The organism is Burkholderia pyrrocinia (genome assembly GCF_001028665.1).
Classification (GTDB): domain Bacteria; phylum Pseudomonadota; class Gammaproteobacteria; order Burkholderiales; family Burkholderiaceae; genus Burkholderia; species Burkholderia pyrrocinia.
The window spans coordinates 2,013,280-2,035,698 of record NZ_CP011504.1 but is presented as its reverse complement, the minus strand read 5'-3'; the positions used below and the strand labels follow the sequence as shown (position 1 = coordinate 2,035,698).

Below are 22,419 nucleotides of genomic sequence, written 5' to 3'. Positions count from 1 at the left end.
ACAGGCATTTTACTGTATAGCCGAACAGGCGCATCATTCACGCTATCCGTTCATTCGACTCGATTCATCCGCCATGTCCCTCGATTCCCGCCAGCTCGCGACGCTCGCGCAGCAATACGGCACCCCGCTGTGGGTGTACGACGCCGACGTCATCCGCGACCGCATCGCCCAACTTCGCCAGTTCGACGTGATCCGCTACGCGCAGAAGGCGAATTCGAACATCCACATCCTGAAGCTGATGCGCGAGGAAGGCGCGTGCGTCGACGCCGTGTCGCTCGGCGAGATCGAGCGCAGCCTCGCGGCCGGGTTCAGTCCGGCAGGCGAACCCGAAGGCGTCGTGTTCACGGCCGACCTGATCGACCGTCCGACGCTCGCGGCCGTGCTGAAGCACGGCGTGACCGTGAACGCGGGTTCGCTCGACATGCTCGCGCGCATCGGCGAGCACGCACCGGGCCACCGCGTGTGGCTGCGCGTCAACCCCGGTTTCGGGCACGGCCACAGCAACAAGACCAACACCGGCGGCCCGCAGAGCAAGCACGGCATCTGGATCGACGACGTGCCGCGCGCGATCGAGATCGTGCGCCAGTACGGGCTGAAGCTCGTCGGCATCCATATGCATATCGGCTCGGGCGTCGACTACGGCCACCTGTCGCAGGTGTGCGATGCGATGGTCGATCTCGTCACGTCGCTCGGCCATGACATCGACGCGATCTCGGCCGGCGGCGGCCTGTCGATCCCGTATCGCGACGGCGAGCCGCGCGTCGACGTCGGCCACTACTTCAGCCAGTGGGACGCCGCGCGCAAGCGGATCGAACGGCATCTCGGCCACCCGGTGCGCATCGAGATCGAACCGGGCCGCTTCCTCGTCGCCGAAGCCGGCACGCTCGTCACTGAAGTGCAGGCCGTCAACCGCCGGCCGAAGCATGATTTCGTGCTGATCGACGCGGGCTTCAACGACCTGATGCGCCCGTCGATGTACGGCAGCTACCACGCGGTGTCCGTGCACACGCACGACGGCGCGCTGCCCGCCGGCCGGCCGCTCGTCGACCTCGCGATCGCGGGGCCGCTGTGCGAATCGGGCGACGTGTTCACGCAGGATGCGGGCGGCGTGGTCACGCACCGCAAGCTCGCGCAGCCGCAGATCGGCGACCTGCTGTTCCTGCACGACGCGGGCGCGTACGGCGCGTCGATGTCCTCGAACTACAACAGCCGGCCGCTCGCGCCGGAAGTGCTCGTCGATCGCGGCACGCCGCGGCTGATCCGCCGCCGGCAAACCATCGACGAACTGCTCGCGCTCGAGACGTTCGAGTAACGCGCTTTCGTCGATACGAAGGCCAACGGCCAGGCTTGCCGCTACCGGCAGCCTGGCCGTTTTGCTTTTCGGCGTGTTGCCGGTTCACCCGATCGCGATTCGGAGCAACCGTCCGGCCACACCGTAGCACCTGATGCCTCACATCGTGCGCAACCGCAGCAGATCGCTTGCGCCACCTTTCGCACGCAGAGAAAAACATTCCACAGCGCGTAGAAAGTGCGTGCATCTTTGGAAACACATTCCCTTTTGATAAACCTAAGATTGCCCTCAGTCGCACAGCATTCTTGTCGCCGGATACGCATCGACGATGCACCGGCCTACCACTCTCGCAAAGCTGCACGGGCAATCATGAACAGCATGCTTGAACTCTTCGCCGCACACCGGAACACGTTCGACACGTATGCCGCGCGGCCCGCTCACGCGTCACGCTGCGCCCGCTCACGCTTCTCGCTCGTTCATCCGCACTCGCGCCGATCCACCATCGCGCGCGAACGCATGCCGTAACGCACGGCATCACGCACGGCGGCGACGACTCGCGCCGCCACGCGCTCCAACGACATCCCGCTCACGACGACGCCGCCCGTCGCCGCGGCTTCGCACACCCTGAATTTTCGACAACAACCACGGAGACAACCATGAAGCACTTCACCCCGACGCTCAAGCAAGGCATCGCCGCCGCCCTCCTCTGCATCGCGGCCACGACGTCGCACGCGGCGGACCTGCTCGACACCGTCAAGCAGGCCGGAGTCCTGAAGATCGCGCTGGAAGGCACCTACCCGCCGTTCGACTACCGCAATGCCGACGGACAGCTCGAAGGCTTCGACGTCGACGTCGCGAAGGCCGTCGCCGCGCGCCTCGGCGTGAAGCCGCAGTTCGTCACGACCGAATGGAGCGGGATCCTCGCCGGCCTGCAGGCCGGCAAGTTCGACGTGATCGTCAACCAGGTCGCGATCACGCCGTCGCGCCAGCAGGCGCTCGACTTCAGCGCACCGTACGTGTATTCGTCCGCGCAACTGTTGCAACGGCAGAACGACACGCGCGCATTCAAGTCGCTCGACGAACTGAAGGGCAAGAAGGTCGGCGTGACGATGGGCAGCAACTACGTCGATCTCGTCAAGACCGTGCCCGCGATCGACCTGCAGGTCTACCCGGGCACGCCGGAAAACCTGCGCGACCTCGCGGCGGGCCGTATCGACGCGGCGGTCAACGATCGCCTGATGCTCAGCTACCTGATCAAGAACTCGCACCTGCCGCTGCGCCCCGGCTCAGTGCTCGCGGGCGGCGAGGACCGGATGGGCATCCCGTTCCGCAAGGGCAATCCGAAGTTCGCGAAGGCGATCGACGATGCGGTCGCGTCGCTGCAGCAGGACGGCACGCTGAAGAAGATCTCGATGCAGTGGTTCGGCACGGATACGACCAAGCCGGTGACGCAATAACGCAGCCCGCCCCGAGCCCGCGCGCACGAACGCACGGGCCGTCCGGCACACAATCAGGAGACACGTGATGGAAGCACTCGAACTGGTCGTTCATACCCTGCCCGTGATGGTCAAGGGCGCGGTGCTCACGCTGAAGTTCGCGGTGGCGTCGATGGCGCTCGGCCTCGTCGTCGGGCTCGTGATCGCGATCATGCGCATCGGCAGCAACCGGCTCGCGGCCGGGCTTGCGCAGGGCTACGTGAGCCTGATGCGCGGCACGCCGCTGCTCGTGCAGATGTTCGTCGTCTACTACGGGCTGCCCGATCTCGGCATCACGCTCGATCCGACGACGGCCGGCATCTTCACGCTGACGCTCAACGCGGGCGCCTATCTGTCGGAAAGCATGCGCGGCGCGATTCTCGGCATCGGCCGCGGGCAATGGGCGGCCGCGCACAGCCTCGGCCTCACGCACATGCAGACGCTGCGCCACATCGTCTGCCCGCAAGCGTTGCGCCTCGCGGTGCCAAGCCTCGGCAATACGCTGATCAGCCTGATCAAGGACACGTCGCTGGTCTCGGTGATCACCGTCACCGAATTGCTGCGCTCGACGCAGGAAGCGATCGCCGCGACGTTCCAGCCGCTGCCGCTCTATCTCGCCGCCGCAGCGATCTACTGGGTGCTGAGCACGCTGCTCACGCGGCTTCAGGGGCGCGTCGAGACACGCCTTTCGCTGCCGTCCACGCATTGAACGCGTACCGGACTTTCATCCCGAACCTCAACGACGGACAGAACATGATTACGCTCGACAACGTATCGAAATGGTATGGCAAGCATCAGGTCCTCTCGGCATGCAGCGCGGCGGTCGCGAAAGGCGAAGTGGTCGTCGTGTGCGGGCCGTCGGGCTCCGGCAAGTCGACACTGATCAAGACGATCAACGGTCTCGAGCCGTTCCAGAAAGGCAGCATCACCGTCGACGGCACGCGGCTCGGCGATCCCGGCGCGAAACTCGCGCAATTGCGCGCCCGCGTCGGCATGGTGTTCCAGCACTTCGAGCTGTTTCCGCACCTGTCGATCACCGAGAACCTGACGCTCGCGCAGATCAAGGTGCTCGGCCGCCGCAAGGACGAGGCCGTCGAGACCGGCATGAAGCTGCTCGATCGCGTCGGCCTGAAGGCGCATGCGCACAAGTATCCGGGGCAGTTGTCCGGCGGTCAGCAGCAGCGCGTCGCGATCGCGCGCGCGCTGTCGATGAACCCGGTCGCGATGCTGTTCGACGAGCCGACCTCGGCGCTCGATCCCGAGATGATCAACGAAGTGCTCGACGTGATGGTCGAGCTCGCGCGCGACGGGATGACGATGGTCTGCGTCACGCATGAAATGGGCTTCGCGCGGAAGGTCGCGCATCGCGTGATCTTCATGGACCAGGGCGCGGTGGTCGAGGACGCGGCCAGCGACAGGTTCTTCGCCGCGCCGCGCTCCGAACGCGCACGCGACTTCCTCGACAAGATCCTGCATTGACCGCGCTTCGGCCGCCACGCGTCGCCTCGCTTCGATTGATTGATTGCCCCTCAAAGGACGATATCTTGAACCACCTGCATTCGACCGACACCGTACTCGCCCACGAAGGCCGCTCGCACGGCCAGCCGGGTTCGCCCGTGAACCCGCCCGTGTACCGCCAGTCGACGCTGCTCTTTCACGGCACCGACGCGCTCGACGCGGTGCGCGGCACGCCGCTCGCGTACGGGCGCCACGGCAGCCCGACCACGCGCGCGCTCGAGAAAGCGCTCGCGCGTCTCGAAGGCGCGCACGCCGCGCTGCTGACGCCGAGCGGCCTCAGCGCGATCACGACTGCGCTGCTCGCGGTGCTGAACCCCGGCGACCATCTGCTGATGGCCGATTCCGTGTACGACCCGACCCGCTCGTTCTGCGACGAGACGCTCGCGCGCCTCGGCATCGAGACGACCTACTACGATCCCGCGATCGGCGCAGGCATCGCATCGCTGATGCGACCGAACACGCGCGCGGTATTTGCCGAATCGCCCGGTTCGCTGACCTTCGAAGTGCAGGACATCCCGGCCATCAGCCGCGTCGCGCACCGGCACGGCGCGGTCGTGCTGCTCGACAACACGTGGGGCACGCCGCTGAATTTCCGGTCGTTTTCGCATGGTGTCGACGTGTCGATTCATGCCGCTACGAAATACATCGCCGGACACTCCGACGTGCTGATGGGTGCAATCCTGACGACCGAGGCGCTCGCGCCGAAAGTTACGCGCTTCTACCGGCAACTCGGGATGACCGTCAGCGGCGACGACGCGTATCTCGCGCTGCGCGGCCTGCGCACGCTGTCGGTCCGGCTCGAGCGGCACCAGCGCAACGCACATGTGCTGACCGAATGGCTCGCGCAACAGCCGGAAGTCGCGCAGATCCTGTATCCGGCGCGGCCCGGTGACCCTGGCCATGCGCTGTGGCAGCGCGATTTCACCGGCGCGTGCGGGCTGTTCGGCATCGTGCTGCATCCGCAGCCCGACGATGCGGTGCGCGCGCTGCTCGACGGGATGACGTGCTTCGGCATGGGGTATAGCTGGGGCGGCTTCGAAAGCCTGATCGTCCCGTCCAATCCGTCGCGCCATCGCACCGCCACGCAATGGGCGGCAACCGGCCCGCTGCTGCGGATTCACGCGGGGCTCGAACATCCCGACGACATGATCGCCGACCTCGCCGCCGGTTTCGCGAGGATGCGCGCCGCCGCGCTCGCGGAAGCCTGAAATCCGGCGACGCAGTACGCGCCACCCCGCATCACGTTTTCTTCAACGTTCGTCCCACTCTCATAGCGAGACAATCATGAAAGACACGCTGTTCATTCTTCGCCCCGGCTTTTTCAAGGACTCCGAAGGTCCGTTCTACTGCGGCGACTCCGTTTCCGTCGAAGGGTTGCTGAGCTTCTACCCGCAGCTTCGCGACGCCGTCGACGTCGAATACGTCGACGCGCCGCGGCCGCGCCAGCCGATCGTCGCGCTGATCGGCGCGGACAACCAGTCGGCGCCCGTGCTCGTGCTCGGCGAAGGGCGCGCGCCTAAGGAAGGCGCACTCGCGATTCGCGAGCACAACGGCCGGCGCTTCATCGATTCGCCGGCCGATATCCGCCGGTATCTGTCTTCGCAATACGACGTGGCACACGTAGCGTAAGTACGCCGTTCCGTGCCGTCGAACGACGGCACGGAACGGAACGAGCATCACCCCGCGCGCTGCACCGGCGCCATTTTCGAGAAGTACTTCGCGCCCGCCACGCAGCCGACCACGACGACCGTCACGACGACCATCGACGGCGGCACCGTCTCGTGCAGCAGCCCGGCCGCCAGCAGGAAGCCGAAGAACGGCTGCAGCAGCTGCAACTGGCCGACGCCCGCGATCCCGCCGAGCGCGAGCCCGCGATACCAGAACACGAAGCCGATCAGCATGCTGAACAGCGACACGTACGCGAGCCCCCACAGCGCGGCGGCATCGACGCCGTCGAACGACGCGGGCCACGTAAGCCACGTGAGCGGCAGCATCAGCGGCAGCGACAGCACGAGCGCCCACGAGATCACCTGCCAGCCGCCGAGATCGCGCGACAGCCGCGCGCCTTCCGCGTAGCCGAGCCCGCACGCGACGATCGCGGCCAACATCAGCGCATCGCCGACCACCGATGCCTGCCCGCCGTTACGCAGCGCAAACGCGGCCACCGCGCCGCTGCCGACGATCGAGAAGATCCAGAACGGCAGCCGCGGCCGTTCGCCGCCGCGCCACACGCCGAACAACGCAGTCGCGAGCGGCAGCAGCCCGACGAACACGATCGCGTGCGCGGACGTCACATGCTTCAACGCGAGCGCCGTCAGCAAAGGGAAACCGACCACGACCCCGAGCGCGACGATCGCCAGCGACACGGCCTCGGCCCGCGACGGCCGCTTCTGCTTCAGCACGACGAGCAGCAGCAGGCCGAGCGCGCCGGCGATCGTCGCGCGCGCGAATGTGAGGAACAGCGGGTCGAGCCCCTGCACCGCGACACGCGTCGCGGGCAGCGAGCCACTGAAGATGATCACGCCCAGCAAGCCGCTGAGCCATCCGTCGGTCGTCTTTTGCACGGGAAATCCTGAACGGGGAAAGGTGGATGACCAATCATCCGCCGCCGGCGAAAAGCGCGTAAGCTACACCCCAATACAATCTGGACAAACTGTACTGGACAACGAGCCGTACAGTTCATTCTTCACCATGAGCCATTCCGCCCCGATTCCCGTTCCGCCCGCGCCGTCGCGCACGCGCGTCGAAACCGTGATGGACACCTTGCGCGCGCGGATCGCGAGCCGCGCGCTGATGCCCGGCGCGCGCGTGCCGTCGATCCGGATGATGGCCGACGCGCTCGGCGTGTCGAAATCGACGGTCGTCGATGCGTACGAGCGGCTCGCGAGCGAAGGCGTGCTCGTCGCGCGGCGCGGCTCGGGCTTCTACGTGTCGGGCCACGCGCCGCCGCTCGCGCTTGCCGATCTTGGCCCGCGCCTCGACCGCGAACTCGATCCGCTGTGGCTGTCGCGCCAGTCGCTCGAGGCGGCCCCGACGACGGTGAAGCCCGGCTGCGGATGGCTGCCGTCGTCGTGGCTGCCGGACGAGAGCCTGCGTCGCGCGCTGCGCGCCGTGTCGCGCGACGAATCCGACGCGCTGACCGACTACGCGACGCCGCTCGGCCTGCCCGCGCTGCGTCAGCAGCTCGCCTGGCGGCTCGCGCAGCACGGCGTCCACGCGGAACCCGCGCAGATCATGCTGACCGACGGCGGCACGCACGCGCTCGACCTCGTGTGCCGCTTGCTGCTGGAGCCGGGCGACACGGTCGTGCTCGACGATCCGTGCTACTTCAACTTCCAGGCGCTGCTGCGCGCGCACCGCGCGCGGATCGTCAGCGTCCCGTACACGCCGAACGGGCCCGATCTCGCGCGCTTCGAGCAGGTGCTCGCCGAGCACCGGCCGCGCCTGTACATCACCAACGCGGCGCTGCACAACCCGACCGGCGCGACGCTCGCGCCGCCTGTCGCGCACCGGCTGCTGACGCTCGCGGCCGAGCACGGCCTGCTGATCGTCGAGGACGACATCTTCGCGGATTTCGAGAGCACACCCGCGCCGCGCCTCGCGGCGTTCGACGGGCTGTCGCGCGTCGTGTCGATCGGCAGCTTCTCGAAGACGCTGTCGGCCGCGATCCGCTGCGGTTACATTGCCGCGCGCCCGGAATGGATCGAGGCGCTCGTCGACCTGAAGCTCGCGACGTCGTTCGGCAACGCGCAGATCGGCGCGAACGTCGTGCACCGGCTGCTGATCGACGGCACGTACCGGCGTCACCTCGACAGCCTGCGCGCGCGCCTCGCGGATGCGATGGGCGAGACGATCCGGCGCCTCGCACGCGCGGGGCTCGGGATCTGGACGGAACCGCGCGGCGGGCTGTTCGTGTGGGCGCAACTGCCCGACGGGCTCGACGCCGCGCGCGTCGCGCGCCACGCGCTGGATCACGACGTCGTGCTCGCGCCCGGCAACGTGTTCAGCGTGTCGCACAGCGCGACGTCGTACCTGCGCTTCAACGTGTCGCGCTGCAAGGGGCCGGCGGTGTTCGATGCGCTGGCGCGGGCGATGGAGGCGGCAAGCGAAGCGGAGCGCATGGGAGTGCAGGAGGACGCGGGCAGCCGCGCGTTGGCCGGCGAGTCGTAAGAACGGGCAGAGGCGCAAACGGCTATCGAATAGTTCCGTAATCAGCTTTTTCCTGCATCCGCGACGTCATCTTTCGCGCGGGTGGTCGATGGGTCGCAAAATCGTACTCATCCCATAGACGAGCGCGCCCTCGACGGCCGATAGTTTTCCCTACTTTTTTACCGGGATCTATCGAGCCAATGAACGGGATTCCAAATAAACACGACACTGCCGAAGACGACGACGATGACTGGGTTTTCGTCGGAACTGCCTACACAAACACGACGCCAGGATCTGTTCATGTTATCGACCTCGACCTGACACCGATCTGCGAGAACATGTCGAACAAGGCATTCCGGAAACTGATCGTGCGGTTGCGTGACGCTGCGATTTCGTTGATTCAGGATCGGATTCACGGTATCGCACATTGGGAGCGAGAAGAACAAGAACGCGTCCAGACCTGGTTCGGGCGACCCGATGAGGAAATTCGACATCACCTACGGACCGGGTTGCCGAAGCTTCTGCGCGTCATGCAGGAATTGAAACCGGAAAATGTCATCCGGTGGGACGAGCAGAAACAGCGAAACATCACGTGTACCGTGTTTCCCGACAACGGAATCACCGATGCCGCCGTATGCAAACCCGATTCGGACAAGCGAATCATCGCAATCTATCCACACTTCTGCACGCTTCCCGACGCTCGACTCTCTTTTAATTGCAAGTTGAAGGTCCTGATTCACGAGTGTACGCACTACGTCGATACCTTCGACTCGAATGACGAAATCTACGGATTCGGGACTGGCCTGAAATACTGGGCGCGGGATCATCGGGACCTGGCGATCAATAACGCCGACAGCCTCGCTTGCTATATTTCATTCTTTGACGACAGGGTCCTGTGGTGAAATCTCTCGCGCATCTGACGAGCATCGCGCTCGGGTTATGCATGGCATTTTCGCCGCCGCTCTCGGCATGTACCGTTTCCGAGGACATGCTGGACAATGTCCCGCTCAACTCTTCCGACATTCCGAATGAGGATCGAGTCAAGATTGCGGACATGGTTATCCGCGCCCGTCAGTGGCCTGATGCCGACATCCGCGGCATCATCTCTGCCGGTGCGTATATCGGTGAGAAGGACCCGCAAGCGCTTGCGCTGCGTCGAGCGGCCAGTCTGAGGGAATACCTCGTCCAGCTCGGCATCAAGGACGAGAACATATGGTCGGACACACACATGATCTCGAATCCATATCCGAAAGACAGTGCTGGCTACGAGGGTTATCTTCAGATCGGACTGACACTGGTTCCACTGTGCAGGGACGGATGCCGGCATCTTTGCGACAATCCTCGCATCACGCCGACATCCAGAGCCATCCGGCGCCCCTGACCGCCTTCGACGAAGCCGCCATCGAGTTTCGCCAATGCCAGGGTGACACGAACGTCTCGCGCCACCCCGCTCTCTACCTCAAACCTCCCCCGCGTGCGCCCTCGCCCGCACTTCGGCAAACGACGTGTCGACCAGCAACCGCCCCGTATCGAACACCGTCTCGAGCGCCTCGTCCCATTCGCCTTCCAGCGCACGATCGTCCCACGCAACAGGCAACGTCGTCGTCCGGTACTCGCCGGTGCGGCGATTGCGCAGCAGCGTGAGCCGCCCCTTCTTCGAGCGCTTGCCCTGATCGGTGACCGGATCCTTGCGAACGTCGTGCCACACGCCGCCGCGCCGGATCGCCGAGCACTTCATCGCAAAGCGCTGCGTATCGCGGTTCACCTGCTGCAGCAACGCGCCGCCCATGCCGAACACGACATTGCCGGCTGCATAACCCGCGTCGTCGAGTGCGGAAAGAATCGCGTCGATCGACAGCTCGTCGACACCGTCGCCCTGGATCACGCGCACGCGGTTCAGCACGCGCCGCCCCTTGCCGTTCACGGTCGAGCCGAACGACGCGTCGAGCGCACGCACGGTCTGCATCACGATCTTCACGGGGTCGCCCGAATCGGGGCGCACGACGAGCGTCGCGCCCGAATCGATCACGGCCTGCCGCAGTTCGCCGCCCCACAGATCGAGCGCGGCGAACAGATCGTAGGAGTCCGACACGACCGACACAATCGCGCCGGGCAAACCGAAGCGCGCAATCATGTTCCGGTACGCATCGGCCTCGCCTTCGCGTCCCCACGACGTGATCGTGCTGTGCTCGGCCGCCGGCACCGAGTACGCAGCCATCGGCTCGCGATAGAAGCGGTTCGCGGCCAGCACGCCGAGCACCGTGTCCGAGCCCATGAAGCTTACGAGGTGCGCCGCGCCGCCGATCGCGGCCGACTCCGCGCTCGACACGCCGCGCGCGCCGAAGTCGTGCAGCTTGAACGGCAGTTGCGCAAGATCGTCGTCGGTCCTTTCGAGGAAGCCGCGGATCGTCTGCCGCAGGTGCCAGCTGCGCGTCGCGACCGTGACCGGATACCAGACGCGCAGCAGCATCGTCTCGAGATACGACGCGAGCCAGAACACCTGCGGGTCGTCGCATTCGACGGTCATCAGCACGTTGTGCACCGGCACGACCGAACCTTCCGGCACCGCGCGGATCTTCACCGGCAGATAACCGTCGTAGCGTTCGACGATATAACGCCACCCAGCTTCGTTGAACGGCTCGCCGTGCACCGTGAAGAAATCGCGCGCGTCGTCGATCATCGCGTGCGTGACCGGCTTGCACAGATACTCCTTCAGCAGCATCTGCAGGCCGAAGAACAGCGTGCGGTCGTAGCGGCCGCCGCGCGATTCGACGTACGAGAACATCGCCGACGCGTCGGGCGGATATTGCAGGAAGTGGGAAGCCTTGTACGAATCCGTGTTGAGAATCGGATTGGCGAGAACCGCGGCAAAGCCGCCGGGATCGTTTTGCATGGCTAGAGCTCCTCTAGGCCGTTGAAGTGCCGCCGCGTCTGTCGCAGCGGACCGGAATGCGGGGAATCAGCGGGTCACAGCTTCCCCAGGAAGTGATACGCGATGTCGAAGTGATCCTCGAACATCACGTTGCGCATCTGCGCGAATTCGTTGAGCGGCACCCAACGCGCCTTGTCGGCGTCGTCGCTGCCCTTCACGCGCGGCAGCTCGCCGGTCGGGAAGTTGAACAGGCACGCGTGCGTGATCGTGCGGCCGCGCAGCGAGCGGGTCGGGTGATCGAACACCTGGCGATCCTTGATCGAGCCGCGCAGCACGGGCTCCGGCAGCTTCAGGCCGGTTTCCTCGCGCAACTCGCGGATGCAGGCCGCGTCGAGCCGCTCGTCCTGGTTCACGAACCCGCCCGGCAGCGCCCACAGGCCGCGGCCCGGTTCGCTGCGGCGGCGCACCAGCAGGATATGGCCCGAGTGCACGACCACCGCGTCGACCGTCACGAACGTGACGGGATACGGCGCGGCTGCCCACGCCTTGCGATATGCGGCGATGAATTCGGCTTCCGACTTCAGTTGCGCGAATTCCGGCTGCGTGCGGAAACGCTCGAGCCAGCCGAACACGGGTTCCGGCACGGCCCACTGCACGAAGCTGTTGGTGCGTTCGGCGAAATACTGGTCGCGGATCTCGGTAGCGGAAATGTCTTCGGTCGCATCGACGTCGACGAGTTCCCATTGCGGGAACATCCGCAGGTAATACGAGGTGGCGTCCTTCTCGTGGCCGATCAGTCCGACCTTGCGCTGCGCGACGTCGCCGAGCGCGGACGCGACGGCGTCCTGCACCCAGCGCACCCAGTCGCCGTCGTTGTACGTCGAATCCTGCAACGGCGCGATCGTCACGCGGTCGCGCTCGGACACGTCGAACAGCGAAGCCAGCATCTGGCGGCGCTCGTCGAACGAGAACGGATCCTTGATGGTGCGGGGCTTGTCGGTCGACCCGATCAGCACGCACACGCGCTCGGCCCGGCTCAGTGCCGACTTCAGCACATTCAGGTGACCACGATGCGGGGGCTGGAAACGACCAATGAAAACGAGCGCGTCGAAGCGCCGGTTCTGTTGCGTACTCATGAGGCTCCCTCAAGAGATTGAAACGCTTCGGGTCTTTCCCGAAGGGTTGGATTGAATCCTAGGGGAAATCCCGAGGTGCGTCAATCGAGCACACGCTCGACTTGACCAAGTCTGAAGAAATGCGCGGCATTGGCGGGTTACACTCGATTTCATCCCAATCCGCGCCACGGCGCCCGCCATCATGAGGATCTCAGTCAGCCGGACCGTCGGCGTCGATCGCAGACGCCTCTTCACGTGGTCGCAGGACTACGCGCGGCGGCTCGTGTGGGACAGCTTCCTCACCGACGCCTATCTGCTCGACGAAACGACGGCCGACGTCGGCGTCGACGCGTTCTGCCGCAGCCAGTCGGGCGCGACGATGGTGTCGCGCTACATCTCGTACCGCCCGCCGCAGGTCGCCGCCGTCGAGATGGTCGAAGGGCCGAAGGTGCTCGAACGCTTCAGCGGCAGCTGGAACTTCACCGAACACACGCCGGGTTCGACCGAAGTGAAATTCACGTACAACTTCCGCGCTCAGCCGTCCTGGCTGCGCTGGCTGCTCGAACCGCTGATCGGCGCGTTCTATCTCGTGCAGACGCGCCGGCGTCTCGATTCGTTCAAGCGCTGGGCCGAAGCCGAAGCGCTGCCGCGCTGATACGCACCCGCTTGGTCCGGCGTGTCGGCGCCATCTCCGTCCGGATGCGTTCGAACGCGCCATGGCCGCGCCATCGGGCATTTGCCAGATTCGCCGAACCCGGGGAAACTACGGGCGGCCGTCACCCTGACGGCGAGCCCTGACCGAGAGAACAGGGCACTCCTCCCTGAAACGGCGTCGACACAAACATTAATCCAATGAGCCTGATATCCCGATTCTTTGGCCGCAAAGAAGAACCCGAAAACCCCGCCGCACTGGTCGCGGCATCCGACATCGAGAATCCGCTGAGCGTGACGGTCGTCTTCGACGGCCCGCTGCAGGTCGATATCGCATCGCTGACGGCCGCGCTGCGTGCGTACCATCCGGGCATGAAGCAGGCGCGCGTCGAAACCGAGCCGACGCTGGAACAGGTATTCGGGCTCGCCGGCTGGGGCAACCACGTCGTCCGGCTGGTCGGCTTCGATGCGCCCTATCCGTCCGACGCGCTGGAAGCGTGCGTCGCGCCCGCCCACTACGGGCAGGAACTGAAGCAGCAGGTGCGCGCGAGCCGCAGTCACGTGATCCTTTACTACGCCGGACACGAAGCGAATCCGCTCGACCAGTATGTCGCGCTGGCGGCCGTTGCCGGCGCGCTGGCCGAACAGAACGGCCTCGCGGTGCTGAACGAGCACGCACACACGTCGCTGCCGGCCGGCGTCTTCGATGCGAAGGAACTCGGCGAAGAGAGCCTCGAAGTGCTGCGCGGGATCCCGTTGAACCTGTTCTTCTGCGGCTTCGTGAAATACGAGGTCGAAGGCGTCGAAGGCGTGTGGATGCGCACCTATGGCGCCGACGTGTTCGGCCTGCCCGATTTCGCCGCACTTGCGGAAGGCCATCATGAAGGCGAACGCTATTCCGGCATCTTCAACAACGTGATGCACTACCTGCTGGAAAGCGGTGCGCGCATGCATGCGGGCGAGACAATGCAGGTCGGCTCGGAAACGTTCATGAAGCTGCGGGAGCCGCTCGAACACGAGTATTACCTGCAGGGGCCGGCGCCAGTGCTGGTGGCCGAGCTGATCTCGGCGGACGAAATCAATCGCTGATTGCACCACGATCGCACGGCGCGCGGGATCGAAGCTTCGCGAACCGCGCGCCGCGGCATTACGTGAAGGCTGCGTAGCAGCTACTGCTCCAACCCGGTGAGGAGACGTCCGTGTTAAATGCCCGCTCAGGTCGATGCAGCGCCGCGCGCCACCTGCTGCCTGGCCTGCGCCTGCGCGCCGAGCGCGGCAGCGATCGCATCGACCGCATCGGCCGCGCGCGCCGCGCCGCACATGAACGCATCGACGGCCGCGAAGCGATGCTCGGGCCACGTATGGATCGTGATGTGCGATTCGGCGAGCAGCACGACACCCGTCACGCCGTGCTCGCCGCCGAAATGATGGAAGTGCGCGCCGATCACGCGCGCGCCTGCCTGCTGCGCCGCTTCGGTGAGGATCGCTTCGAGCCGCGGGGCGTCGCGCAGCAGCGCCGCATCGATGCCGGCCAGGTCGGCCAGCACGTGCGAGCCGAGCGTCGCGCCCGGCGGCGCGATCCCGTCGCGCGCGGTCATTTGTGCGACCCGTACGACGAGTAGCCGCTGCGCGCCGACGAACTGCCCCAGCCGCCGCCACCCGAACCGCTGCCGCCGATCGATGCGCAACTGAACAGCGTGACGACGATCAGGCCGTAGAGGCCATAGAGGAGGTACCGGATCACGAGTTGCCCCCGTCCGATGCAAAGCCCTTCCACAGCCATTCCGGCAGCCACAGCACCAGCAGGCCCACCAGCACGTAGACGGCGCGGCCACTGAACGAGAACAGCGACCCCATGTTGAAAATCACGAGCAGCGCGCTGAACACCCACGGCAGCGGCGCGAAACTGTGCGGATGTTTCCCGCCGAACCGGCCCGTCGACGCGGTGGCGCCCGTCGCAGCCGCGGCCGTCGCAAGCGCCGCCGTGCCGAAGCGCTCGGCGAGCGCGCTGCCCGACAGCGGCCGCGTGCGCGACCACACGATCTCCGCATCGCTGCGCTCGCGCGTCAGCTTGTCCTTCTGCCAGCCGTAATCGACGATCGACGTGCGATCGCCCACCTGCACGCGCCAGTTGAATGCACCGACCACGTAGACGACCTCCGCTTCATACGCGTCGCGCAGGCGGTAGGTCTTGCCGCCGTCGGTCACATCGGATTCGCTGCCGATCGTCGGCCAATGGTCGAGCACCTGCACGCGTTCCCAGCGCCCTTCGCTCTGCACGAGCCACAGGAAGCCGCGCTTCGGGTTCAGCAGCAGGTATTCGTCCCACGTCTCGTCGTCGCCCGGCACGCGGCAGCGCATCATGCCGATCACCGTGTACTTCACGCCGTCGAACGTGCCGATCGCACCGAGTTCCAGCGCACCCTTCACCGATTCGAGCTTGCGCTGCGCCGCGAACACGGTCTGCTGCTCGGCCGTGCACTGCACGCCCGCGTGACAACTGCCGCACACGACGTAGTCGGCCACGTTCGGCGCATACGACAGCGGTGCGCCGCAGCTCGGGCACGCGAACGGCACCATCTTCGCGCCGCGCTTCTCGCGCGTATCGGTCTCGATATCGCGCAGCCCCGTGAACGCGAGCGCGTCGAATTCCAGCGCCTCGCCCGAATAGACGGCCGGGCTCCCGTCGTTCGAATCGGCGTCGGAATAGTCGTAGGTCGCGAACGCGTTGCCGGTCCGCAGATCGACGACGCGCGCCTCCCAGCCGGCATCGACGCGGAACGGCAGTTCGCCGTCGCCGCCCGTGCAGCGCGCGGTGCGCACGTCGGACACGAGGTATGCGCGGCCGCCGTGGTCGATCCGCATGCCCGGTTCGAGCGTGCCGAACGCGGGCCACGCGCCGCCGGACGCATCGTCGGGCTCGCGCACCGTGACCGCGTACTGGCCCGACGCATCCGACAGCCAGCCGAATGCGCCGTCGTCGAACACGACATACCACTCGCTCCACGCGCCGGCGTCGTAGGTCATCTGGATGCGCCCGAGCACCGTGAACATGCGCTTGCCGTAGCGCCCGGCCGTGCCGATCTGGATCGGCGACGCATCGTCGAGCACCGTGGCCAGCTCGCCGATGCGCTCGACGTCGGTGCCGCGCTTGAGCAGCGTGCTGCGGCAGAACGCGCAGACGGCCATCACCGCCGCCGCCGAGCGAAACTCGACCGGCGCGCCGCACTGGGGGCACGAAGTACTGAACATGCGCGACGCTTACCGCGTGAGCTTCGCGAGGATCTCGGCCTTCGCGCGCGAATATTCGTCTTCGGTCACGAGGCCCTTGTCGAACAGCGCCTTCAACTGCTCGAGCCGCTGCACGTAATCGGTGCCGTCGGCCGGCGCGGCCGGCGCCGGTTGCGCGGCGCCCGCGATCTGGCCGGCCATCGCCTGCCCGATCGCCGCGCCTGCGGCAAGCCCCGCGCCGATCCCGGCAATGCCGCCCGGGTTCTGCGCGGCCAGCGGAATCGCCTGTGCGGTCTGGTATTGCGTGGCCCGCGCGAGATCGCCGGCCATCCCCGCGCCGATCCGCAGGTCGAGCGCCTTCTGCAACTCGGCCGGCAGCGACACGCTCTCGACCGCGAACGCGTCGAGCGCGAGGCCGTAGCGCGTGAACACCGGCACCAGCGCGTCGGCAACGCGCTGCGACAGCAGCGACTGGTTCGCGGCCATGTCGACGAACGGCACGTCGGCCGAGCCGAACGTCGTGCTCATCGCGGTCACGACCAGGTTGCGCAACTGCTGCTCGAGATCGTCGACCGTGTATTCCGCCCGTGTGCCGCTGACCTCGCGGTGGAACGCGCCCGCGTCGACGATCCGGTACGAGTAGATGCCGAACGCACGCACCTGCACGAAGCCGAATTCGCGGTCGCGGATCGTCACCGGCTGCGCGGTGCCCCAGCGCCGGCCGAGCTGCAGCCGCGTGCTGAAGAAATAGACATCCGACTTGAAAGGCGACTGAAAGAGTTTGTCCCAGTTCTTCAGGTACGTGAGCACCGGCAGCGTGTTCGTTTCCAGCGTATACAGCCCCGGCTGGAACACGTCGGCGACCTTGCCTTCGTTGACGAAGATCGCGACCTGCGTTTCGCGCACGGTCAGCTTGCCGCCGTACTGGATTTCCTGGTCCTCCATCGGATAGCGCCAGGCCAGCACGCCGTCGGTGTCTTCCGTCCATTGCAGGACGTCGATGAACTGCTTGCGGATGAATGAACCCAGACTCATGTCGGTCTCCTCGGACGCGTGGCGCGTCAGGTCAGGCAGGCGGCATTGATGATGCCGACGACGAGCGACGCGGTGCCCATCAGGCCGCCCATCGCGATGTTGCGATCCTCGATCGCATGATTCATGCGGGGCATCAGGCGGGTGAGCACCGCATAGGTGATCAGTTGCACGATCATCGCGCCGACGGCCCAGATCACGACTTCGCCGAGCGTCGAGTTGTGCGCGATGCTGGACGCGAGCGTCAGGCAGAAACCGATCAGCGCGCCGCCGAACGACAGCGTCGCGGCCGCATTGCCGTCGCGGATCAGCGCCAGTTCGTCGAACGGGGTGACCTTCAGGTACACTGCCGCGAACACAAGAAGCAGCACGAACGCCGACAGTAAATGAACCGCATAGAGATAGGCACTATTCATTCTTTCCCTCGGATTTTGTGCTCGGTTCGCCGCCCCGTCGCCGGCCGGCCCGTCAATGGCCAACCCACGAAAATCCGCGCCAGTATATCCACATTGCCGACCGCCGCACAACGGACGTCCCATGCTGCATAAGCGTGCGCTGGTCCTGTCGATCCTCGTGCTCGCGTCGTGCGGGCTCGGCTACGAACTGATCAGCAGCGCGCTGTCGAGCTACCTGCTCGGCGATTCGATCCTGCAGTTCTCGTCGGTGATCGGCTGCTACCTGTTCGCGATGGGGATCGGCTCGTGGCTCGCGAAGTTCGTCGAGGACGACGACGTGCTCGACCGCTTCGTCGACATCGAGCTGCTCGTCGGCCTGCTCGGCGGCGTATCGGCCGCGCTGCTGTTCGTCGTGTTCGCGTGGCTCGCCGCGCCGTTCCGCGCGGCGCTGTACGCGCTGGTGCTCGCGCTCGGCCTGCTGATCGGGATGGAGATCCCGCTCGTGATGCGCGCGTTCCAGCAGCGGCGCCAGGCGTTCCGTCATACCGTCAGCGAGGTGCTGACCTTCGACTATCTCGGCTCGCTCGCGGTGTCGCTGGTCTTCCCGCTCGTGCTCGCGCCGCGTCTCGGCCTGCTGCGCACGAGCTTCCTGTTCGGTCTCCTGAACGCATTCGTCGCACTGTGGACGACCCACCTGTTCCGCGACGAGATCCGCAACGTGCGCGGCAAGCTGATGCGCGCGGCGCTCGTGATCGGGTTGCTCGTCGCCGGCTTCGCGCTGTCGGACCGCATCACGCACTGGGCCGAACACGGCGTGTACGGCGACGAGACGATCTATTCGGAAACGACGCCGTACCAGCGCATCGTGCTCACGCAATGGCACGACGACATGCGGCTGTACCTGAACGGCAACCTGCAGTTCTCGTCGCGCGACGAGCATCGTTATCACGAGGCGCTGATCCACCCGGCGATCGACGCGCTGCCGTGGGCGAAGCGCGTGCTCGTGCTCGGCGGCGGCGACGGCCTCGCGGTGCGCGAGCTGCTCAAGCACCGCAACCTCGAACGGATCACGCTCGTCGATCTCGATCCCGCGATGACGAAGCTGTTCTCGACGTCCGCGCCGCTCGTCAAGCTGAACCAGGGTTCGCTGAAGGATCCGCGCGTGCACGTGATCAATGACGACGCGGTGCGCTGGCTCGAATCGAACACCGACGTGTACGACGCGATCGTCGTCGACTTTCCCGACCCGACCAACTTCGGGCTCGGCCGGCTGTATTCGGTGCCGGTGTTCCGGCTGCTCGCGCGCCACCTGTCGGAGAACGGCTACGCGGTGATCCAGTCGACGTCGCCGTATTTCGCGCCGCATGCGTACTGGACCATCATCGCGACGCTGCACGAAGCCGGGCTCAACACGTGGCCGTACCACTGCTACGTGCCGTCGTTCGGCGACTGGGGCTTCGTGATCGCCGGCAAGCGCCGCGACTTCACGGTGCCGACGCACTACTCGGTGCCGACGCGCTGGCTCGACGCGCAAACCGCCGCCGAGATGTTCCATTTCCCGGCCGACATGCCGGCGCTGCCGATGTCGCCGAACGAACTCAACGACCAGCCGCTCGTGCGCCGCTTCGACGACGACTGGAAACACGTGCTGCGCTGATGGACCGCCGCACGTTCCTCGTCGCGTCGGCAGCCGCGTCGCTCGCCGCATGCGGCCGCACCGGCTGGATCGAGACGACGCCGCGCGTCGGCTACCCCGGCATGCGCGAAGGCCATGCGCTGCGCGACCATGCTGCGCTGCCGCCGCCTTCCGGCACCGTCGAAACCGACGTCGCGATCCTCGGCGCGGGCGCGGCCGGGCTGTCATGCGCATGGCAGCTCGCACGCGCGGGCCACAAGCGCTTCGCGGTGCTCGCGGGCCCCGAATTCGGCGGCAATGCGGCCGGCGGCCGCTTCGGCGATCTCGGTTATCCGAAAGGCGCGCACTACCTGCCGCTGCCGTCGCTCGAATCCGCGCACCTGCGCGACATGCTCGCCGATCTCGGCGTGATCGAATCCGCACCGTTCTCCGCGCGCCCCGTGTACGACGAGCGCGCGCTCGTCCACGCACCCGACGAACGGCTCTTCATCGCCGGGCAGTGGCAGGACGGCATCGTGCCGACGGCCGGCCTCGGCGCCGACGAACTCGCGCAGCAGGCACGCTTCTTCGCGTACGCGGACGGGCTGCGCACCGCGCGCGGCGCAGACGGCCGCAAGGTGTTCTGCATCCCGATCGCGGAATCGTCGCGCGACCCGCGCTGGCGCGCGCTCGACCGGCGCTCGTTCCGCCAGTGGCTGCTCGACGAGGGTTACACCGCGAAAGCGCTGCACTGGTACCTGAACTACTGCTGCCGCGACGACTACGGCGCGGGATACGAGCATGTGTCCGCATGGGCAGGGCTGCACTATTTCTCGTCGCGCGGCGGCCACGCAGGCGATGCGAGCGACGGCGCGGTGCTGACCTGGCCCGACGGGCTGCACACGATGGTGACGAAGCTGACCGAATCGATCACCGCGCGCACCGGCTCGAATGCATGGTCGCGGGACGGCTTCGCGGTGCGTGCGACCGAACGCGCGGGCGGCGTCGACGTGCTGTGCGCGCGCATCGGCGACGACGGCGCACTGTCGACGTTCACGCTGAAGGCGCGGCGCGTCGTGTGCGCGATGCCGCTGTTCGTCGCGGCGCGCGTGTTTCCGCAGCTTTCCGCATACGGCTTCGAACCCGCGCGCGACCTGCCGCCGCGCGCGCCATGGCTCGTGTCCAACTTCCTGCTCGATGGCATGCCGGCCGAAGCAGCCGGCGTGCCGCTCGCGTGGGACAACGTCGTCTACGACGGTGCGGGGCTCGGCTATGTCGTATCGACGCACCAGTTGATCCGGATGTCGCCGCCGACGCGCTCGGTGTTTTCCGCGTATCAGGCGCTGAGCACGCAAGCGCCGGACGATACGCGCCGCTGGCTCGCGCAGGCAAAGCCCGACGCGTTGCGCGAACAGGCGGCGATCGACCTGCAGGCCGTCTACGGGCGCGAGCTGTGGAAACACGCGACGGCGCTTGAAATCACCGTGCGCGGCCATGCGATGGCGACACCCGACGTCGGCTTCCTGACCCGGCCGGGGCTGCTCGCGCTACGCGAGGCCGACGGCCCCGTCGTGTTCGCGCACGCGGATCTGTCCGGGCTGTCGCTGTTCGAGGAAGCGTCGTACTGGGGCATGCTCGCGGCCCGGCGCGTGCTCGCCTGACGGCCGCCAATCGTCATTGCGGCGCCGCCGCCACCCGCTATAATCGCGCGACATTCCGACTGCATTGAGCAGGCCGACGGTGCTGCGCCGTTCGACGCGCCGTATACCCTCCTCGACAACAACAATGACGAACCGAACCATCCGACGCCTTCGCCCGTTCGTGCATGCCGCCGCGCGCATGCTCGCGTGCGCCCCGCTGCTCGGCGCGCCGCTGGCGCTGCATGCGGCCGACGCCGCAGGCGCCGGCGCCGAGCCCGCATCCGGGCGCTACATCGTCGTCGACACCGGCCATACGCCCGCGCACCCGGGCTCCACCGGCGCGAGCGGGCGCGTCGAATACCTGTACAACCTGGACCTGTCCACCGCAGTTGCGGAAAAGCTCGCCGCGCACGGCGACCGCGTGCTGCGCACGTCGGCCGACGGCCGCGAGATCGCGCTCGACCAGCGCTCGACGCAGGCGCCCGACGCGAACCTGTTCGTGTCGGTCCATCACGACTCGATGCAGCAGCAATTCATCGATGCAGGCCGGCAGCGCGAATTCCGCGGCTTCTCGGTGTTCGTGTCGGAGCGCAATCCGCACTATGCGGAAAGCCTGCGTTGCGCGAAGGCAATCGCCGAGCGACTGGTCGCAGCCGGCGAACGGCCGTCGCTGTATCACGCGCAGCCGATCCGCGGCGAGAATCGCCCGCTGATCGACCCGCAACTCGGCATCCATCGCTTCGACGATCTCGTCGTGCTGCGCACCGCGCCGATTCCGGCCGTGCTCGTCGAGGCCGGCGTGATCGTCAATCCGGACGAAGAAGCGCGGCTCGCGCGGCGCGAGACGATCCAGAAGCTGTCTACCGCGATCGCGGGCGGGATCGACGCATGTACGGCACCGAAGTGACGGTATCGCCCATCGGGCACCACGGTTTTTACCCAGTCAGGAGCATCAAAATGAAAAAGAAGAATCTGTTCGCATCCTGCGCGCTGCTCGCGCTTGCCGTTCCGTTCGCCGCGCACGCGGCCGGCTGTGCGAAGCCGCACAGCGCGTTCGACCAGGTGTACTGCAGCAGCACGCAGTTCTCCCAGACCGACCGCGAACTCAACGACGAATACGGCCGCCTGCGCAAGCAACTGAGCGGCGACCAGCAGGCGACGCTGAAGGCCGGCCAGCTCGCGTGGCTGAAGCAGCGCGACGCGCAGTGCAGCGAAACCCGCAACAACGGCTACCTCGTGGATCTCCAGTGCGCGACCGACATGACGGCGTCGCGGCTGTCGTTCCTGCGCGAGCGCGAGCGTGAATGCACGAGCACGGGGTGCGTGGCGTCGAAGCTCGGCGAGTAAGCGCTTCGAAGGTGCCGTGCCGCGAAGCGTTTCGCGGCGTGGCACGGCGTGCACTTGCGATCCGTCCGCTGCGGCGCCGCGACAGTCA

At 66.5% G+C, this 22,419-nt stretch carries 23 protein-coding genes; 15 read left to right on the top strand and 8 right to left on the bottom strand.

All coding sequences use genetic code 11. The features are described from left to right. Positions 1 to 73: 73 nt before the first annotated feature. From lysA to ABD05_RS25275, 6 genes are all read left to right on the top strand, one after another. Positions 74 to 1,312 carry a diaminopimelate decarboxylase gene (gene lysA / locus ABD05_RS25300; RefSeq protein WP_047902754.1) on the top strand — a complete coding sequence of 413 codons (1,239 nt, stop codon included), beginning with the start codon at positions 74 to 76 and terminating at the stop codon, positions 1,310 to 1,312. A 635-nt stretch (positions 1,313 to 1,947) separates the two neighbouring features. Beyond that, on the top strand, positions 1,948 to 2,748 hold the full coding sequence (locus ABD05_RS25295; RefSeq protein ID WP_047902753.1) for a transporter substrate-binding domain-containing protein: 801 nt from the start codon (positions 1,948 to 1,950) through the stop codon (positions 2,746 to 2,748). Between the two features lie 67 nt (positions 2,749 to 2,815). Continuing rightward, positions 2,816 to 3,475, top strand: coding sequence for an amino acid ABC transporter permease (locus ABD05_RS25290; protein WP_047902752.1), 660 nt, complete (start codon positions 2,816 to 2,818; stop codon positions 3,473 to 3,475). A 44-nt stretch (positions 3,476 to 3,519) separates the two neighbouring features. Further along, the gene (locus ABD05_RS25285; RefSeq protein WP_047903790.1) at positions 3,520 to 4,245 is read left to right on the top strand and encodes an amino acid ABC transporter ATP-binding protein; all 726 of its coding nucleotides are present in this window, start codon (positions 3,520 to 3,522) and stop codon (positions 4,243 to 4,245) included. Between the two features lie 65 nt (positions 4,246 to 4,310). Further along, a complete protein-coding gene (metC, locus tag ABD05_RS25280; RefSeq protein ID WP_047902751.1) occupies positions 4,311 to 5,492 on the top strand; it encodes a cystathionine beta-lyase in 1,182 nt (393 codons plus the stop codon). A gap of 76 nt (positions 5,493 to 5,568) precedes the next feature. Further along, the gene (locus ABD05_RS25275; protein WP_047902750.1) at positions 5,569 to 5,913 is read left to right on the top strand and encodes a DUF3088 domain-containing protein; all 345 of its coding nucleotides are present in this window, start codon (positions 5,569 to 5,571) and stop codon (positions 5,911 to 5,913) included. A 47-nt stretch (positions 5,914 to 5,960) separates the two neighbouring features. On the opposite strand, the gene ABD05_RS25270 is transcribed toward ABD05_RS25275, so the two are convergent. After that, on the bottom strand, positions 5,961 to 6,848 hold the full coding sequence (locus ABD05_RS25270) for a DMT family transporter (RefSeq protein ID WP_047902749.1): 888 nt from the start codon (positions 6,846 to 6,848) through the stop codon (positions 5,961 to 5,963). A gap of 127 nt (positions 6,849 to 6,975) precedes the next feature. Here ABD05_RS25270 and ABD05_RS25265 point away from each other — a divergent pair, with 127 nt between their 5' ends. The 3 genes from ABD05_RS25265 (at position 6,976) to ABD05_RS25255 (ending at position 9,814) form a co-directional block, all read left to right on the top strand. Then, positions 6,976 to 8,454 (top strand): aminotransferase-like domain-containing protein, encoded by a 1,479-nt coding sequence (locus ABD05_RS25265; RefSeq protein ID WP_047902748.1) that lies wholly within the window; start codon positions 6,976 to 6,978, stop codon positions 8,452 to 8,454. 179 nt (positions 8,455 to 8,633) lie between these two features. Then, positions 8,634 to 9,335: a M35 family metalloendopeptidase gene (locus tag ABD05_RS25260; protein WP_047902747.1), complete on the top strand. Its 702-nt coding sequence runs from the start codon at positions 8,634 to 8,636 to the stop codon at positions 9,333 to 9,335. Next, positions 9,329 to 9,814, top strand: a complete 486-nt coding sequence (locus ABD05_RS25255; RefSeq protein ID WP_047902746.1) for an OmpA family protein — start codon at positions 9,329 to 9,331, stop codon at positions 9,812 to 9,814. The genes ABD05_RS25260 and ABD05_RS25255 overlap by 7 nt, the downstream gene beginning before the upstream one ends. A gap of 78 nt (positions 9,815 to 9,892) precedes the next feature. On the opposite strand, the gene ABD05_RS25250 is transcribed toward ABD05_RS25255, so the two are convergent. Continuing rightward, entirely contained in the window at positions 9,893 to 11,326 is a 1,434-nt protein-coding gene (locus ABD05_RS25250; RefSeq protein ID WP_047902745.1) for a nicotinate phosphoribosyltransferase, read from the bottom strand. A 74-nt stretch (positions 11,327 to 11,400) separates the two neighbouring features. Next, a complete protein-coding gene (locus ABD05_RS25245; RefSeq protein WP_047902744.1) occupies positions 11,401 to 12,441 on the bottom strand; it encodes a bifunctional nicotinamide-nucleotide adenylyltransferase/Nudix hydroxylase in 1,041 nt (346 codons plus the stop codon). 181 nt (positions 12,442 to 12,622) lie between these two features. On the opposite strand from ABD05_RS25245, the gene ABD05_RS25240 reads away from it, so the two are divergent. Further along, positions 12,623 to 13,075: a type II toxin-antitoxin system RatA family toxin gene (locus ABD05_RS25240; protein WP_047902743.1), complete on the top strand. Its 453-nt coding sequence runs from the start codon at positions 12,623 to 12,625 to the stop codon at positions 13,073 to 13,075. Positions 13,076 to 13,272: 197 nt separating this feature from the next. Then, entirely contained in the window at positions 13,273 to 14,160 is an 888-nt protein-coding gene (locus tag ABD05_RS25235) for a DUF4261 domain-containing protein (protein ID WP_047902742.1), read from the top strand. Between the two features lie 125 nt (positions 14,161 to 14,285). On the opposite strand, the gene speD is transcribed toward ABD05_RS25235, so the two are convergent. Genes speD through ABD05_RS25215 form a run of 5 tightly spaced genes read right to left on the bottom strand, consistent with a single transcriptional unit; the run spans position 14,286 to position 17,750 of the window. Further along, positions 14,286 to 14,669, bottom strand: coding sequence for an adenosylmethionine decarboxylase (gene speD, locus ABD05_RS25230; RefSeq protein ID WP_047902741.1), 384 nt, complete (start codon positions 14,667 to 14,669; stop codon positions 14,286 to 14,288). Next, on the bottom strand, positions 14,666 to 14,815 hold the full coding sequence (locus tag ABD05_RS38395) for a hypothetical protein (protein ID WP_158361666.1): 150 nt from the start codon (positions 14,813 to 14,815) through the stop codon (positions 14,666 to 14,668). Before ABD05_RS38395 ends, speD begins: the two co-directional genes overlap by 4 nt. After that, a complete protein-coding gene (locus ABD05_RS25225; protein ID WP_047902740.1) occupies positions 14,812 to 16,323 on the bottom strand; it encodes a DUF4178 domain-containing protein in 1,512 nt (503 codons plus the stop codon). The genes ABD05_RS38395 and ABD05_RS25225 overlap by 4 nt, the downstream gene beginning before the upstream one ends. A 9-nt stretch (positions 16,324 to 16,332) precedes the next feature. After that, positions 16,333 to 17,337, bottom strand: a complete 1,005-nt coding sequence (locus ABD05_RS25220; RefSeq protein WP_047902739.1) for an SPFH domain-containing protein — start codon at positions 17,335 to 17,337, stop codon at positions 16,333 to 16,335. A 26-nt stretch (positions 17,338 to 17,363) separates the two neighbouring features. Next, a complete protein-coding gene (locus tag ABD05_RS25215) occupies positions 17,364 to 17,750 on the bottom strand; it encodes a DUF350 domain-containing protein (RefSeq protein ID WP_047902738.1) in 387 nt (128 codons plus the stop codon). 121 nt (positions 17,751 to 17,871) lie between these two features. Here ABD05_RS25215 and ABD05_RS25210 point away from each other — a divergent pair, with 121 nt between their 5' ends. The 4 genes from ABD05_RS25210 to ABD05_RS25195 all read left to right on the top strand — a co-directional run bounded on the left by ABD05_RS25210 (position 17,872) and on the right by ABD05_RS25195 (position 22,331). After that, positions 17,872 to 19,386 carry a polyamine aminopropyltransferase gene (locus tag ABD05_RS25210; RefSeq protein WP_047902737.1) on the top strand — a complete coding sequence of 505 codons (1,515 nt, stop codon included), beginning with the start codon at positions 17,872 to 17,874 and terminating at the stop codon, positions 19,384 to 19,386. Further along, on the top strand, positions 19,386 to 21,005 hold the full coding sequence (locus ABD05_RS25205; RefSeq protein ID WP_047902736.1) for an NAD(P)-binding protein: 1,620 nt from the start codon (positions 19,386 to 19,388) through the stop codon (positions 21,003 to 21,005). The genes ABD05_RS25210 and ABD05_RS25205 overlap by 1 nt, the downstream gene beginning before the upstream one ends. 124 nt (positions 21,006 to 21,129) lie before the next feature. Continuing rightward, positions 21,130 to 21,891 (top strand): N-acetylmuramoyl-L-alanine amidase family protein, encoded by a 762-nt coding sequence (locus ABD05_RS25200; RefSeq protein ID WP_047902735.1) that lies wholly within the window; start codon positions 21,130 to 21,132, stop codon positions 21,889 to 21,891. Between the two features lie 50 nt (positions 21,892 to 21,941). Continuing rightward, positions 21,942 to 22,331, top strand: a complete 390-nt coding sequence (locus tag ABD05_RS25195; protein ID WP_047902734.1) for a lysozyme inhibitor LprI family protein — start codon at positions 21,942 to 21,944, stop codon at positions 22,329 to 22,331. Positions 22,332 to 22,419 lie beyond the last annotated feature (88 nt).

Coding starts and splice junctions, on each gene's coding strand:
- ABD05_RS25245 (WP_047902744.1), bottom strand. CDS start 12,441: ATGAGTACGCAACAGAACCGGCGCTTCGACGCGCTCGTTTTCATTGGT.
- ABD05_RS25225 (WP_047902740.1), bottom strand. CDS start 16,323: ATGTTCAGTACTTCGTGCCCCCAGTGCGGCGCGCCGGTCGAGTTTCGC.
- ABD05_RS25205 (WP_047902736.1), top strand. CDS start 19,386: ATGGACCGCCGCACGTTCCTCGTCGCGTCGGCAGCCGCGTCGCTCGCC.
- ABD05_RS25285 (WP_047903790.1), top strand. CDS start 3,520: ATGATTACGCTCGACAACGTATCGAAATGGTATGGCAAGCATCAGGTC.
- ABD05_RS25275 (WP_047902750.1), top strand. CDS start 5,569: ATGAAAGACACGCTGTTCATTCTTCGCCCCGGCTTTTTCAAGGACTCC.
- ABD05_RS25200 (WP_047902735.1), top strand. CDS start 21,130: ATGACGAACCGAACCATCCGACGCCTTCGCCCGTTCGTGCATGCCGCC.
- ABD05_RS25195 (WP_047902734.1), top strand. CDS start 21,942: ATGAAAAAGAAGAATCTGTTCGCATCCTGCGCGCTGCTCGCGCTTGCC.
- lysA (WP_047902754.1), top strand. CDS start 74: ATGTCCCTCGATTCCCGCCAGCTCGCGACGCTCGCGCAGCAATACGGC.
- ABD05_RS25220 (WP_047902739.1), bottom strand. CDS start 17,337: ATGAGTCTGGGTTCATTCATCCGCAAGCAGTTCATCGACGTCCTGCAA.
- ABD05_RS25265 (WP_047902748.1), top strand. CDS start 6,976: ATGAGCCATTCCGCCCCGATTCCCGTTCCGCCCGCGCCGTCGCGCACG.
- ABD05_RS25210 (WP_047902737.1), top strand. CDS start 17,872: ATGCTGCATAAGCGTGCGCTGGTCCTGTCGATCCTCGTGCTCGCGTCG.
- ABD05_RS25235 (WP_047902742.1), top strand. CDS start 13,273: ATGAGCCTGATATCCCGATTCTTTGGCCGCAAAGAAGAACCCGAAAAC.
- ABD05_RS25290 (WP_047902752.1), top strand. CDS start 2,816: ATGGAAGCACTCGAACTGGTCGTTCATACCCTGCCCGTGATGGTCAAG.
- ABD05_RS25260 (WP_047902747.1), top strand. CDS start 8,634: ATGAACGGGATTCCAAATAAACACGACACTGCCGAAGACGACGACGAT.
- ABD05_RS25250 (WP_047902745.1), bottom strand. CDS start 11,326: ATGCAAAACGATCCCGGCGGCTTTGCCGCGGTTCTCGCCAATCCGATT.
- speD (WP_047902741.1), bottom strand. CDS start 14,669: ATGACCGCGCGCGACGGGATCGCGCCGCCGGGCGCGACGCTCGGCTCG.
- ABD05_RS25295 (WP_047902753.1), top strand. CDS start 1,948: ATGAAGCACTTCACCCCGACGCTCAAGCAAGGCATCGCCGCCGCCCTC.
- ABD05_RS25240 (WP_047902743.1), top strand. CDS start 12,623: ATGAGGATCTCAGTCAGCCGGACCGTCGGCGTCGATCGCAGACGCCTC.
- ABD05_RS25215 (WP_047902738.1), bottom strand. CDS start 17,750: ATGAATAGTGCCTATCTCTATGCGGTTCATTTACTGTCGGCGTTCGTG.